At 30.2% G+C, this 13,203-nt stretch carries 14 protein-coding genes and 1 pseudogene; 8 read left to right on the forward strand and 7 right to left on the reverse strand.

Going from position 1 to position 13,203, the window contains the following annotated elements:
- Positions 1 to 250: 250 nt before the first annotated feature.
- From ACULEV_RS03740 to ACULEV_RS03750, 3 genes are all read left to right on the forward strand, one after another.
- Positions 251 to 1,012, forward strand: coding sequence for a hypothetical protein (locus ACULEV_RS03740; protein WP_445457337.1), 762 nt, complete (start codon positions 251 to 253; stop codon positions 1,010 to 1,012).
- Positions 1,013 to 1,170: 158 nt separating this feature from the next.
- Positions 1,171 to 2,025, forward strand: coding sequence for a hypothetical protein (locus ACULEV_RS03745; protein ID WP_445457338.1), 855 nt, complete (start codon positions 1,171 to 1,173; stop codon positions 2,023 to 2,025).
- A gap of 429 nt (positions 2,026 to 2,454) precedes the next feature.
- Positions 2,455 to 3,123: a Crp/Fnr family transcriptional regulator gene (locus tag ACULEV_RS03750; RefSeq protein ID WP_445457339.1), complete on the forward strand. Its 669-nt coding sequence runs from the start codon at positions 2,455 to 2,457 to the stop codon at positions 3,121 to 3,123.
- On the opposite strand, the gene ACULEV_RS03755 is transcribed toward ACULEV_RS03750, so the two are convergent.
- From ACULEV_RS03755 to rmuC, 5 genes are read right to left on the reverse strand one after another with little or no spacing between them, the layout of a single operon-like run.
- A complete protein-coding gene (locus tag ACULEV_RS03755; protein WP_445457340.1) occupies positions 3,120 to 5,597 on the reverse strand; it encodes an FG-GAP-like repeat-containing protein in 2,478 nt (825 codons plus the stop codon). The two genes, ACULEV_RS03750 and ACULEV_RS03755, sit on opposite strands and share 4 nt — an antisense overlap.
- A 14-nt stretch (positions 5,598 to 5,611) precedes the next feature.
- Entirely contained in the window at positions 5,612 to 6,754 is a 1,143-nt protein-coding gene (locus tag ACULEV_RS03760; protein WP_445457341.1) for a hypothetical protein, read from the reverse strand.
- Positions 6,755 to 6,814: 60 nt separating this feature from the next.
- Positions 6,815 to 7,372, reverse strand: a complete 558-nt coding sequence (locus tag ACULEV_RS03765) for an acyl-CoA thioesterase (RefSeq protein WP_445457342.1) — start codon at positions 7,370 to 7,372, stop codon at positions 6,815 to 6,817.
- Complete coding sequence (locus tag ACULEV_RS03770) at positions 7,372 to 7,752, reverse strand: 6-phosphogluconate dehydrogenase (RefSeq protein WP_445457343.1); 381 nt, start codon at positions 7,750 to 7,752, stop codon at positions 7,372 to 7,374. Before ACULEV_RS03770 ends, ACULEV_RS03765 begins: the two co-directional genes overlap by 1 nt.
- A 3-nt stretch (positions 7,753 to 7,755) precedes the next feature.
- Positions 7,756 to 9,135: a DNA recombination protein RmuC gene (gene rmuC / locus ACULEV_RS03775; protein WP_445457344.1), complete on the reverse strand. Its 1,380-nt coding sequence runs from the start codon at positions 9,133 to 9,135 to the stop codon at positions 7,756 to 7,758.
- Positions 9,136 to 9,266: 131 nt separating this feature from the next.
- Between rmuC and ACULEV_RS03780 the strand changes: the two genes are divergently transcribed.
- From ACULEV_RS03780 to ACULEV_RS03795, 4 genes are read left to right on the forward strand one after another with little or no spacing between them, the layout of a single operon-like run.
- The gene (locus ACULEV_RS03780; protein ID WP_445457345.1) at positions 9,267 to 9,485 is read left to right on the forward strand and encodes a hypothetical protein; all 219 of its coding nucleotides are present in this window, start codon (positions 9,267 to 9,269) and stop codon (positions 9,483 to 9,485) included.
- Positions 9,485 to 9,772, forward strand: a complete 288-nt coding sequence (locus ACULEV_RS03785) for a type II toxin-antitoxin system RelE/ParE family toxin (protein ID WP_445457346.1) — start codon at positions 9,485 to 9,487, stop codon at positions 9,770 to 9,772. Before ACULEV_RS03780 ends, ACULEV_RS03785 begins: the two co-directional genes overlap by 1 nt.
- 9 nt (positions 9,773 to 9,781) lie before the next feature.
- Positions 9,782 to 10,357 carry a pseudouridine synthase gene (locus ACULEV_RS03790; RefSeq protein ID WP_445457347.1) on the forward strand — a complete coding sequence of 192 codons (576 nt, stop codon included), beginning with the start codon at positions 9,782 to 9,784 and terminating at the stop codon, positions 10,355 to 10,357.
- 10 nt (positions 10,358 to 10,367) lie between these two features.
- Positions 10,368 to 10,805, forward strand: a complete 438-nt coding sequence (locus tag ACULEV_RS03795) for a hypothetical protein (protein WP_445457348.1) — start codon at positions 10,368 to 10,370, stop codon at positions 10,803 to 10,805.
- Positions 10,806 to 10,853: 48 nt separating this feature from the next.
- Here the strand turns inward: ACULEV_RS03795 and ACULEV_RS03800 are convergent, their stop codons facing one another.
- Positions 10,854 to 11,615: a dienelactone hydrolase family protein gene (locus ACULEV_RS03800; RefSeq protein WP_445457349.1), complete on the reverse strand. Its 762-nt coding sequence runs from the start codon at positions 11,613 to 11,615 to the stop codon at positions 10,854 to 10,856.
- Between the two features lie 73 nt (positions 11,616 to 11,688).
- Complete coding sequence (locus ACULEV_RS03805) at positions 11,689 to 12,468, reverse strand: ABC transporter ATP-binding protein (RefSeq protein WP_445457350.1); 780 nt, start codon at positions 12,466 to 12,468, stop codon at positions 11,689 to 11,691.
- 492 nt (positions 12,469 to 12,960) lie between these two features.
- Here ACULEV_RS03805 and ACULEV_RS03810 point away from each other — a divergent pair.
- Positions 12,961 to 13,145, forward strand: a pseudogene (locus ACULEV_RS03810) (50S ribosomal protein L19); the annotation flags it as partial.
- Positions 13,146 to 13,203: the final 58 nt, after the last annotated feature.

The following is a 13,203-nucleotide window of genomic DNA, read 5'->3' on the forward strand; positions in this document are numbered from 1 at the left end:
TTCAACTAGTACTCGTTTGTAACACAGTCTATTTACTCATACATAAAATATTTTTTTTTTGCTTTTTAGATATAATTTTAAAATTCATACTAGGCAGATAAAAAAACTATTTAAAGGTTTATAATGAATTATTTTTATATTTGAGATTAAATAAATGATGTTTGTCACACATATCTACCCAAAATAGTATGGCTTTATGTGATTTTGTCACATATATAAATGAGTTAGTGGTAATATTACTGAAAATAGTATGAAGAAAATTGAAACAAAACCTTTAACTAACCTCAAGAAATTGCCAATTAATATTGCAAACGAGCAACATATTGATTTGACAAAATCAAACTTATCGGGTCAAGAGCAAGAAGATTTGGTAAAAAAACTTCTTCAAAAAGTAGGTAAATTGAAAGAAAGTGGTAAAATAATTTTAGCACAATCTCATGAAGATGATTCATACGTAATGGCTAAAATTACACCCAGTAAGGCTAAACAAAATATATTAATCTTTCAAGAACCAAATCCAGTTGCTATTTATTATAATTCCGCGATTGATCATAGTGAAAATGCAATCATAATTCAGAAGGAAATTATTTCTAAAAATTGGACTCCTGATGAATTGTATCCAAATTTTATTGACTTTTTTAAAGAATCATTCCAAGCAATTACGCAATTAACAATGTCGCTTGAGGCGTTATTTAATCAAAAGATTCCAGAAGATATTCAATTATCAAAGGGTGAAAAGACTTTGGATAAAGAAAATATTGAATGGAAAGAATTCAAAGAAAAATTTCGACACATCTTACCATTTATTACGGGAATTGACATTTATAACGATCATATTGACGATTATCAAAATATAATTAAACTTAATGCATTGAGAAATGACTTAATACATTTGAAATCCTTGAAACAAGAAAATTTTACATTTTACCAAGCATTGTTTAAAGAACTTGTAGATTTTGAATTCGAAAGACACACAACATCGGTTCATAATGTAATTACACTTCTAGAATAAATACTGCCGCTAAAAGCGGTTTTAAGAAATTGGGGTTTTTGGGCTTAATTTAAAGTTTGTTTTGTACTTTTGATTTTCAGTGCTAAATTGAATGTTTCGGGCTTACAAATCAACAACTTCTTAAAGCCGCGAAACGTTTTGTGTAATTTTTAACGACTATGAAAACTTTGAATAAATTTGAATTCGACAGAAAAAAGGGAATAGTTTGGGTATGTGATGTGATAAAATCATCAAAATATTTAAACTCAGAAGAATCTGTAGATGATATTGAAGAATATTTACCTAGACTTTATTGGACAGCAAATAATCTCGTGAATTCTTTTGGAGGAAAATTTATTAAATGGACAGGTGATGGGTTCTTAGCTTGGTTCGATGTTGATTTAGATCGAAACAAAAAGAAAATTGCTAATAAAGTATACAAAGCAGCTTGGCATCTAACATTTTTGAATAACGTTACACAATTAGGTTTAAATCCAAAAGATAAATTTGGCATAAGACATGGTGTGACTTTCGAGAAAGATGGGTTATTGTTTAAAATTCACGAAGAAAATGGTAATCAATCACTAGACCTTATTGGACGATCGGTTGTTTTAGCCTTTAGACTTTCTGGTATAGAAGCCAAATTTCCTAGTATAGTAACTGAAAAAGAAATTATTTCAGAAAACTCTTCATATTGTAAATTTATCAACTGGAATCCTGATGAAAATGATACTCTGAAGTATTTTAAAGGAGAAAAATTGGGAATCGAGGAAATAATGATTTCCTCAGATAAAAGGGGATTAAATGACTTAGAGAACATCGAAGATGTGAAAAGTAGAACAAGTAAATTAATTGATAAAATTGATAATAATATTTCAACAGATCAAGAAGTAGAAGAATCTTTATTTAAGTTCCTAGAGTTAATGAAAAATGGACCTGAATGGTGCAACGATGTAATAAATTTAGAGTTCGAGTTTAATAAAAAAATGTTAGAATCACTTAAAGAAACCAACTCAGCTTTAAATAATATATAAAACTACCAATAACAAGGCATTTCCCTGCTGCGCAAAGTCTCCTGACTTTGAGCTAGCTCTTCGAAGTCTCCTGACTTCAAAACATAATGAATAATAAGAAAATCTCAAGATAGAAGTTACAAGTTCCATAAGAGCAACCCATTTTCCAGCTAGGTAATTACAATCCGTTGGGAAAACGCCTCATGTTTTATCATAAACCAAAGAAAGAAATACTATAAAAGTTAAAATTCTCCTAATACTAATCCTTAGTAATAGAAAGCTTATAAATACGGAATGATAATTGTTTCACTTCAAAAAGAAACTTCAAGCTGCAACATACTATAAACAAAAAGAATCAAAACAGTTAATTAAACGATAAAAATGTATTAGAAAAACTAATACATTTTTTTATTATTATAATATGATTAACTTTGAATAAACAATTGGCAAATGAATTCGATTTGGTATTTTGAAGATGTGAATTTATTCAATATAATGTGTCCGCATAAATTTAAAGATGCAGGATACGACCATGTTTTTAAGAATTATAAGAAGAACGATTTTATCTATTCAGAAGAAGATTCTGCCGATAAAATTTACTTAATTAGTTCCGGAAAAATAAAAATCGGTTATGTAAATGAAGAAGGAGATGAGATTATTTCAGCCATATTATCCAAAGGAGAAATTTTTGGAGAAAAAGCCATTTTAGGGGAAGAAAAAAGAAATGAATTTGCGCTAGCTTTAGAAAATGACACTTCAATTTGCCCTATTGCTGCCAATGAAATGCTAGAATTAATTCGAGGAAATAGAGAATTAAGTTTAAAAATATACAAATTCATTGGTTTTAGACTTAAACGCTTAGAACGCAGATTAAAATTACTCCTGTTTAAAGATACAAAAACTCGTTTAAAAGAATATTTAAACGAGTTAGCATTAGATTATGGATACAAAAACACCATCTCTGGAGATACTGTAATTAGGCATCCTTTTACTCAAAAAGAAATTGCTTCACTTATAGGAACATCAAGACCTACTCTTAATATTTTAATTAACGAACTACAAGAAGAAGGCTATCTTAATTTTAATCGAAAAGAAATTATTCTAAAAAACGTAAGTTAATCTCTCTTTATAAAACGTTCAGAAAATTTTTCTCCATTCATATCTTTTATAGTCAATATATATAAACCATTGGCTAAGTCAGCTATTGTAATTCTAGAATAATCATCTTTTATAGTTTTAACAAGTTGTCCTGTAGTAGTATAAATTCCTATTTCTGCTACATCAATTTTATCAATATTACTAATAGTTAGAAAATCTTTACTAGGATTTGGATAAATAGTAATTGCATGAGAATTAAAATCAGTAGTACTTAACGGAGAAGATCCCTCAATTACTGTTAACGCTTGATTAGATATAGGGTTGTCAATAACATCAACAGTTCCAGAAGGCCAAATAACTACTACTTCTGTTATTTCTGTTTCTTGTCCTATTCCAAAATGAGCATTTAACGAACTCATATATTTAAATCCTTCACCACTTCTTATGTCTCTAATTTGTTTTCCCCAAGCTCCATAGATTTCTATTCTAGCTCCAATTCCATTAATATTACTCTGAATACCGTTTAAATTAACTTTTAACCAATTGTTACCATTAGGAACTGCATAACGTATGGTATTGTTATTGTTTAGAATATCTAAAAATCCATCATTATTTAAATCGCCAATAGCTCCAACAGCAATTCCTCCAGTATAATTTTTTGGAATAAAAGTACCATCACCTTGGTTAAACATAATTTTATTTCCTCCACCTAATACATCAACATAACCATCATTATCAAAATCATAAGCCACATTATCTATATTTGTTGTAGCATTTGTATCCCATCCAGAACCAATAGTAATATTTGTATAAGCTTCTTCAACACTATTAGAAGTATCTAAATTATTTCTGAAGTATTTATGACTACCAGAACTAGCTGTTATTATAATATCCATGTCACCATCATTGTCAAAATCGGCAATGGCAGAAGACCATGTTTGAATAGGTGTAATATCTATTTGAGCTAACGCAGATATATTGGTATAAACACCATTACCATCATTTCTATGTAACTCACATGGTGGTCCAGAACATTTAGAGATAAATACATCAGTATCTCCATCATTGTCAAAATCTGTAAATAAAGTGGAATAATTACCTCCAGTAGCACCTATATTCATAGCACCTGGAGTAACACTACTTTGGTAATAAGTTAAATTACTATTTCCGTCATTTAAATAATATACATTGGGTGCAATATCATGACAAGAAAAAACATCTAGATGGCCATCATTGTTAAGGTCCACAAAATTGGTTCTTTGGCAAAAAATATAATCACCTGGAGTAAAATTAGTATAAGAAGTTCCATTTTCCGATTTCCAAACGCTAAGTCCGCTTCCGTTACCTAAAACAATATCATTAAAACCATCTCTATTATAATCACCAGCAGCTAAACTCCAAGTAGGCATTCTACTTGTTCCAGTTATAGGAAAATTGGTAACAGTGAACGATCCTGGAGTTGAAGTTTGATAATGAATTTTTAGATTATTAGCACTTACTCCTACAATATCATCTTTGTAATCACCATTCATGTCTACAATGCATAAATTATAATTACTATCTATAGTACTTACTGTCTCGTTTGTATAAGTTATAGGAGGAGGAGGAATTATAGTTTCAATTAATTGAAAATTAAAACCAACTGCACTCCATTCGTTATCCCATGCTATATAATAGGTTGTTCCAGCAATTGCAGTAAACGTCTTTGTAGAAAGTAAAGAATTTGTATTACCAGAATTACAGGCAATAATTCCAGAGTTATCATCGCTAGTAAAGCAAACTAGAGAGGAACAGCTACCAGTATAAACGCTAAAATTAGTGTCTTTGCAAATATTTTCTATTAAATCTGAAGTTATTGTAACTTCAGAATCTTGAGAAGGAGTGTAAGAATACCATTTAGCCATAGATGTTGAAGAACAAGTGGTATTAATGTTTGTTTCATCAATAGCATTCACAGTTATGATTCCAGCAACTATAGGAGTGGCAGAATTACAAGGATTAGGTACGAATGGTGCTTCTGTTAATTCAAAATCAAAACCCGTTGCACTCCATTGATTATTCCAGTTTATATAATAAGTTGTTCCAGCAGTTACATTAAATGTTTTTCTGGATAGATAAGAATTGATATTTCCAGAATTACATTGAATAGTTCCCGCATCATCATCACCAGTATAACATACTAAGCTAGCACAAGTACCAGTATAAACTTCAAAATTAGTGTCTCTACAAATATTTTGAGGCAAATCTGAAGTTATAGTCACACTATAATCTTGAGTAGGTGTATAAACATACCATTCAGCAAGAGTAGGAGTAGAACAGCTAGTAGTAATATTAGTACCATCTATTACAGCAACAGTGTGTAAACCAGCTGTAATAGGAAGAGCCGTAGCACAAGTATTTTGAGAATAATTAACTTGACAAGCAATCAGAGTAATTAAAAAAAAGCTAAAGTGTAACTTTTTGGTGTTATTTTTAAGTAAAGTAGTTTTTTTCATGTTTAGTTATTTAGTTAGTTGCAATCATGTAAAGAATTTATCCAATCCTTCATAAGTAATACACCTTCTGTATGAATTAATGTTCTTCCGTGTAATGGCATTCTATAACTTTCGTTAGTAGTATTAATTCTATAAAAAAGCATGGATTGACTAATGTCTTGAGGAGTAACAATTTTATTTAACTCAGAAGGAAAATCTTGCATGTCACTTGTGTTCACACAAACACCCATATTAGTTAAACCATCATTTATATTACCACTTTCATAAAAAGCAAATCGCATGGGTCTATAATAACAATGTCTTTCATTTTGATGACAATGAGCACAATTGATGTCCACATAAGAGCGTGCTCTCAATTCTAGTGATTTAGAAGCATCATTATAATTTACAGTAGTATGTTCTGGTGAAGGAAGAGTAAAATTTTCTAAATATCCTATTTCCATCCATTTTGAAAGCTGATTTTTATTTTCATTACCATAAGAATATTCAAAATTCAGGTTTTGAGGTTTAATTCCTATAGGAATATAAGAAGTAATAGGATGATCAGTATCAATATTTTCTGTTTTTTTATGACAAGCAATACATTGCACTTCATTAGGGATTCGATAATCGGCTGTTTTAGTAGCATTGTTTTCGTCTTTCCATTCTATATGAGTGTCACTTCCATTTAAATCTAAGAAAGCTTCAGTTTGTGCTTCATTCCAAACATAATTAGCAAAAATCCATCCCGATTCTTTTCTAATCATTATTCTAGTTTCAATAATGCGAGAAGATCCTATGGGCGAAACATTCTGTACATTTTCATAATAAAATGTTTTTATCAAAGCAGCACCTACAGGAAGTTCTACTATATTGCTGTCACCATTATACGTTCCCTTTTTATTGGGAGGCATCCATATAAAACGCTTTTTATGAGCATAATCTGTAAAGAGAGCACTTGCAGGCTCATAAGGAATAACATCAAGCGATGGAGTTTGGTTTTTTAAATCCCCTTCAAAAAAATGATAGTCAGACAATTTAGAATAAGGAACTTGAGATAAATCTACTATTACTGGAGAAGTAGGAATTTCTTCATAACTGTCATCATCACTACAAGAAGAAAATAAAAAAGAAACAGTAAAAAGTTTTAAAATAAAAAAAGTGTAATTTTTTGTCATATTTAATAATGTTGTTTAACAAATATAACTTTTTTTACTATTTTTCAATAATTTTTTAACTTAAATATCTAAGTTATAATTGACTATAACATTATATTTTTTTAAAAGCTCCAATGATTCTTTGGATTTATGATCAAATTTTTCTTCTAATGTGACTAATTTTTTCTTCTGATTAATTCTTCTTAAAGAATCAAAGAAACGTCTTACTTCTTCCGAACTAGATAAAATTAATTTAGGAACTTTTGCAGTATTTCCATTTTCATCTTTGGCAACCATAGTAAAATAGCTAGAATTGCAATGTTTTATTTTTCCAGTTTGAATGTTTTCAGATACGACTCTAATGCCTACAACCATTGACGTATTACCAACATAATTTACAGAAGCTTTTAAGGTAACCAATTCACCAATTTCTATAGGATTTAAAAAATCAACCGTATCAACAGAAGCAGTTACACAATAACAACCCGAATATTTTGAAGCACTTGCAAAAGCAATTTGATCCATTAATTGTAACAAATAACCGCCATGAATTTTTCCACTAAAATTGGAATGCGATGGAAGCATAAGTTCAGAAAAAGTAACTTTTGAAGCCTCAACCGTATTAGAATCTTTTTTCATTATTCACCATTGTTAAAATAAGGAGATGTTTCTTTTTCTACTTTGGTTACAAAATAACGACTATCGCCCCACCAAAAGAACGTGCGAAGTCTTTCTACATATTCAACTTTTACAAAATTACCTTGTAAGATTTTCAAACTATCAATTACTTCTTTATCATTGTCTAAAACAGAAAACTTAAAAATTTGGGCACCCGAAATACCTTGACTTATTTCTCCTTCCCATGTTTTTACAACATAGCCTTTGTGACTAATTTTAATTAATTCTCCAGATCGAACACCATCACTATAAGGCACATAATAGATATAGGTCATATAAGCAACAATAATTAGTACTGTTAGTAAAGTACCAAAAAACATTATTTTTTTAAAGATTGTCATAATTTATTCGTTTTCTATTGTTGTATTTATTTCATTTTCAGAAGCTCTTTTTAAAACACTTTCAGGAAGTGCTTTTTTAGCTTTAGCTCCCATTTTTCTTAATTTTTCTACACTAGTAACAAGATTTCCTTTTCCTTCTACCAGTTTGTTCATAGCATTTCCATATTCTCCTTTAGCTTCGTCCATTTTTTTACCAATCTTTATTAAATCGGTAACGAAACCTTCAAATTTATCATATAAAGCACCCGCTTGTCTTGCAATTTCAATGGCATTTTCTTGTTGTTTTTGATTAGTCCACATACTGTCTATTGTTCTTAAAGTTGCCAAAAGAGTAGAAGGAGTCACAATTACAATGTTTTTTTCAAAAGCCTTGTTGTATAAATTAGAATCTTCATTGAGTGCCAATGCAAAGGCAGGTTCAATAGGAATAAAAAGCAATACAAAATCAGGACTTTCCATGTGATAAATGTCCTGATAGTTCTTATCACTCAATTGATCCACATGACGTTTTACTGAATTTACATGCTCTTTTAGAAAATTAGTTTTTAAAATATCATCTTCTTCATTTACAAAACGTTCATAAGCAGTAAGTGAAACTTTAGAATCGACGACCATTTTCTTTCCATCAGGAAGATTAATAATAACATCGGGCAAAATTCTTGTTCCAGTTTCTGAAGTAAAACTTTGTTGTACCTCATATTCACGCCCTTTTTCTAATCCTGATTTTTCTAACACACGTTCCAATACAAGTTCGCCCCAATTCCCTTGCATTTTACTGTCTCCTTTTAAAGCTTTGGTAAGGTTAATGGTTTCCTTACTCATTTTATCATTCATTTCGCGAAGACCAAGAATTTGCTGGCGCAAAGCAGCATGATAATCTATACTTTCTTTGTGTGTGTCTTCTACTTTCTTTTCAAACAACTGAATTTTCTCTTGAAGCGGATTCAAGATAATCTTCATGTTTTCTTTATTCTGCTCTGTAAATTTGGTGGTCTTTTCCTCTAATATTTTGTTGGCTAAGTTTTCAAACTCCTTAGTAAACTTTTCCTGCAACTCATTTACCTCTTGTTTTTGTTCCTTATTGCGTTCCAATAAATTATCAAAATCATTTTCTTTTTTAGCCAAATGTATAGCCAATGCTTCTTTCTCTTTTTGAATAATTTCTTTTTCAGAAACCACCTGAACTAAATTTTTCTCAAACTGTATTTTTTCAGCTTGAAATTGATTTTTTAATTGTTCTATTTGGTTGACCAAACCACTAACACGCTCTTCCAAACCCGATTTTTCTGCTTGGGATTGTGTTTTAGAAAGTAATTTTCCAAGGTAAAAACCTATGGCTAAAGCGATGATGAATGCGGCTAGTACTAAAATTATCTGTGTCATATAAGTTAACTAAATTCAATTGTAAATTTAAGGAATTACTTTTTAATTGATTAAAAATGATTACTATTTAATGATTAATTATTCTAATTGTTGATTTTAAAATATTCGTACATTTGTAAAAAGGTATTATTATGAAAGTTATTATTGAAACAGAAGAGCAATACAAAAACATGTTAGTCGCAATTGCTAATGCAATACATGCTAAAATTTCCTTTAATGATGAAGAGTTGTTTTCTAATTTGCCAAATAAAGTAAAAGAAAGCATAATTGAAAGTCAAGAACAAGTAAAAAATGGTGAAGTATTTAGTCATGATGAAGTAATGCAAAAATATATTGCAAAGTATCAATAATGGAAATTATTTGGTCTAAAAATGCAGTTATAACTTTTGATGAAATTGTTTCTCAAATAGATGCTAAATTTGGAAAAAAAGAAGCATTAAGTTTTACTTTAGAAGTAGATTCAATTTCTACTCTCATTAAAAATCAACCTTATCTTTTTAAACAATATTCAGATTTTGAAAACATTAGAAAAGCCGTGATTCATAAAAATTGCAGTTTGTTTTATGAAGTAAATAAAGTAAGTATACAATTGCTTTATTTTTGGGATAACCGTCAAAATCCAATAGAAATTATTTAATTTTTATTAATGAACCACCACCATTTCATGCTTCACAAACCACATGGCTATTTGAGTCAGTTTGTGTATGAATTAAAACGAAAGAAAAAACTACTAGGTGAATTATATCCTTTTCCAGAAGGAACCATGGCAATAGGTCGGTTAGATGAAGATTCAGAAGGCTTGTTATTACTTACAACCGATGGAAAAGTAAGCGAACAAGTAAGAAGAAAAACAGTTGAAAAAGAATACTATGCACAGGTAGATGGAATTATTACACAAGAAGCTGTGGAACTTTTGCAAAATGGAGTTGAAATAGGAGTTAATGGAACAAAATATTTAACTAGAAATTGCTCGGCAAAATTAATTCCTGTGTTGCCAGATTACATTGGTCCTGGAAAAAGAATTAGAGACGAACGACATGGACCCACTTCTTGGGTTTCAATAACCGTTACCGAAGGTAAGTTCCGTCAAGTAAGAAAAATGACTTCTGCGGTTGGTTTTCCTACTTTGAGATTAATTCGAGTTCGAATAGGAAATATGCATCTCGAAGGATTGAATGCAGGTGAAGTGAAAGAAATAGAAATAAGTACTACAAATGAATAAAACAAATAAAATGAAAACAAATTTAATTGCTTTTTTACTGTTAATTACTTCAGTAAGTTTTGGTCAAGATACTATACTTTCACAAGAATTGTATGAAGGTAAATTAGGAGACAAAAGTATATCGTTGTATTTGAAAATTGCAGAAAATGGCTGTCCAACTGTGTATGCTACTGGAATGTATAAATACAAACAAAACAAAACAAATAACTGGTTACTACTTGAAATTGTTTTTTCGGAAACTAAAAATCAATTTACTATGGTGGAGCATTTTAATACAGGAATTTTGATTCTTACAAGAAAAGAAGGAACACTTCAAGGAATTTGGATATCACCAGATGGTAAAAAACAGTTTGAAGTAAATCTTATCAAAGTTAAAACAACTCCAAGTGAGATTGAAAAATTAGAAGAAAAATTAGACTTAGAATATTATTATGCTCATGATTGTTAATAAAAAAGAGGCTGTTCAAACAGCCTCTTTTTTATATTGTAGTATTTTTTAATTAAAAATCTCAACAAAAAAATCTTTCATGGCTTGCCAACTTCTTTTATCGGCTAATTCGTTATAAGCAGCTCCTTTACTATTATCAGTATCTAAATCTTTATGGGTAAAAGCATGAACCGCATTCGCATAAAAATTCATTTGCCAGACAGCCTTTCCTATTTTCATCTCATCTTGAAAAGCCAATACCTCTTTTTGAGGCACAAAAGGATCATCTGCACCATGAAGAACTAATATTTTTGGTGTAATAACTTCCGTTTGGCGCATTGGATCTTTACCTAAACCACCATGAAATGAAACAACCCCTTTTACTTTTAAGTTCCCTCTTGCTGCTTCAATAGCACCAGTTCCTCCAAAACAATAACCAATAACCACTATTTCATCTGGATTTGCACCTTGTTTTATCAATTGGTCAATGGCTAATTGTATTCTTCTTTGGTAATCTTTATAATTGTTTTTAAAATAACCCGCTAGTTTGCCCGCTTCAGTTGTATTAGCAGGCTTATTACCCATTCCATAGATATCAGCCACAAAAGCATGATAGCCTAAAGCAGCTAACGCTTCAGCAGATTCTTTAGCATGATTGTCAATTCCCATCCAAGCAGGTAATACAATAATTCCAATGTTTTTTGGATTCTCTATTGTCGCTTTAGCAAAAAAACCTTCTAGTTTTTGAGTGCCATCTGTATAAGCAACTGTTTTTAATTGGGCATTCATGGAAAAATTAATAAGAATAGTGAATAATATGATCTTTTTCATTTTTGTAAATTTTGCATAAAATTAGTAAAAACTTGGTGTTATTTCATAAAACAGAACATAAAAGATTTATTTTTTAAATCACTTTAAATTTACCAATCGTTTTATCAAAAACAACTGATTCATTTTGAAACAATTCGTTAAAAACATTCTGCTCAATTAAATTACAAGGTTGGTCTTTTACCAATTTATTTTTGGTTAAAACAATCATTTCATCACACAATTGAATTGCCAAATCAATATCATGAGTCGAATATAAGATAGTTTTATTAGTCTCATGAGTTAATTTTTTCAACAATTTTAGTAAAGAAACCTTGTGAACCAAATCCAAATGCGTTGTAGGTTCATCTAAAATAATAATGGCAGTATCTTGAGCCAAAGCCCTTGCAATTAAAGCTTTTTGCAATTGACCATCACTAATTTCATAATGCTTTTTATGCATAAAATCAGTAATTCCTGTTAATTCAATGGCTTCAATGACTTTATTTTTATCTTCCTCTGTTAGCGTTCCTAACCAATTGGTATAAGGTTGTCTGCCCAAAGCAACAATTTCATAAACCGTTAAATTGCTAGGAGGAAGGCTCTCCGTTAAAACAAGGCTCAGTTCTTGTGCTAATTCATTAGGTTTGTATTGAGACAACTTTTTATCATGTAAAAAAACAGTTCCTTTTATAGGAGGAATTATACCCGTCAAAGTCTTTAACAAAGTAGATTTCCCAATTCCATTAGCACCTATAAGCGCAACCAACTTACCCGATTCCAAACTAATATCACAATTTTCAATAATTGTTCTCGTAGTATTTTTGCTAGTATAACCTATGGAAAGATGTTCGCTATGTATTACTTTTTTAGCCATTTTAAAGTTGTTGTACACTTTTAGCAAAACTAAAATATTTAGAGATAGAAATAAGAATAAAGGTATTTTTTTTGTTAGTAGAAGCACAAAAATAGTCCTTCAGTAGAAAATCAGTCCCGCTATCCACTCTATCTTTTCTTTTTTTAAAGAAAAAAAGAAAAGGATGCCGTTCCTATCGGGGCTATATTTGGCGTTTATAATTGCGATACACAATTTTGGGAAAACCCCTAAAGCTAGCACGAGCAACTTGCTCGTGCCCACAATTATATTAATTTTTTTCTTTATTTGCAATCGTTTGTTAGTACGAGCATGACACTCACACTAGCAGGAACAAGATTATGTTTATTAACTAAAAATTAAAAATTTTGATGACATAGTATTTCATTTATCATTTTTAGTTTTTAATTTTTCATTTATCATCATCCCCAAACTTGTCATGCTGTAAGCATCTCATTAGTAGCTCTAATTTAGCACGAAGTTAGGAGCCTTTGTGGAGTAACTGAAACTTTTACAATTCGTAAATGTCAGGAGTGTTGGTGTAGAGCGTATCTTCCCAGTTAACATGCCAGCTTTACAAAAAAGGTGAAGTGAACCAAAGAGGTAAAGTTCGTATCTACTACTTCAGAGATCTTACTGGTAAAAAAGCAAAAATCAAAGAAAGAAGATACAAAAACTAATTCTCCTTTATGTCTTTTACACTATATCCCTAAACATATTATTAGCTACTTTAAACGT

This window comes from Flavobacterium sp. HNIBRBA15423 (assembly GCF_052655965.1).

What these genes read in the sequence shown, in the direction of transcription:
- ACULEV_RS03795 (WP_445457348.1), top strand. Translation starts at nt 10,368, where the DNA reads ATGAAAACAAATTTAATTGCTTTTTTACTGTTAATTACTTCAGTAAGT.
- ACULEV_RS03785 (WP_445457346.1), top strand. Translation starts at nt 9,485, where the DNA reads ATGGAAATTATTTGGTCTAAAAATGCAGTTATAACTTTTGATGAAATT.
- ACULEV_RS03780 (WP_445457345.1), top strand. Translation starts at nt 9,267, where the DNA reads ATGAAAGTTATTATTGAAACAGAAGAGCAATACAAAAACATGTTAGTC.
- ACULEV_RS03805 (WP_445457350.1), bottom strand. Translation starts at nt 12,468, where the DNA reads ATGGCTAAAAAAGTAATACATAGCGAACATCTTTCCATAGGTTATACT.
- ACULEV_RS03755 (WP_445457340.1), bottom strand. Translation starts at nt 5,597, where the DNA reads ATGAAAAAAACTACTTTACTTAAAAATAACACCAAAAAGTTACACTTT.
- ACULEV_RS03800 (WP_445457349.1), bottom strand. Translation starts at nt 11,615, where the DNA reads ATGAAAAAGATCATATTATTCACTATTCTTATTAATTTTTCCATGAAT.
- ACULEV_RS03745 (WP_445457338.1), top strand. Translation starts at nt 1,171, where the DNA reads ATGAAAACTTTGAATAAATTTGAATTCGACAGAAAAAAGGGAATAGTT.
- rmuC (WP_445457344.1), bottom strand. Translation starts at nt 9,135, where the DNA reads ATGACACAGATAATTTTAGTACTAGCCGCATTCATCATCGCTTTAGCC.
- ACULEV_RS03770 (WP_445457343.1), bottom strand. Translation starts at nt 7,752, where the DNA reads ATGACAATCTTTAAAAAAATAATGTTTTTTGGTACTTTACTAACAGTA.
- ACULEV_RS03740 (WP_445457337.1), top strand. Translation starts at nt 251, where the DNA reads ATGAAGAAAATTGAAACAAAACCTTTAACTAACCTCAAGAAATTGCCA.
- ACULEV_RS03750 (WP_445457339.1), top strand. Translation starts at nt 2,455, where the DNA reads ATGAATTCGATTTGGTATTTTGAAGATGTGAATTTATTCAATATAATG.
- ACULEV_RS03765 (WP_445457342.1), bottom strand. Translation starts at nt 7,372, where the DNA reads ATGAAAAAAGATTCTAATACGGTTGAGGCTTCAAAAGTTACTTTTTCT.
- ACULEV_RS03790 (WP_445457347.1), top strand. Translation starts at nt 9,782, where the DNA reads ATGAACCACCACCATTTCATGCTTCACAAACCACATGGCTATTTGAGT.
- ACULEV_RS03760 (WP_445457341.1), bottom strand. Translation starts at nt 6,754, where the DNA reads ATGACAAAAAATTACACTTTTTTTATTTTAAAACTTTTTACTGTTTCT.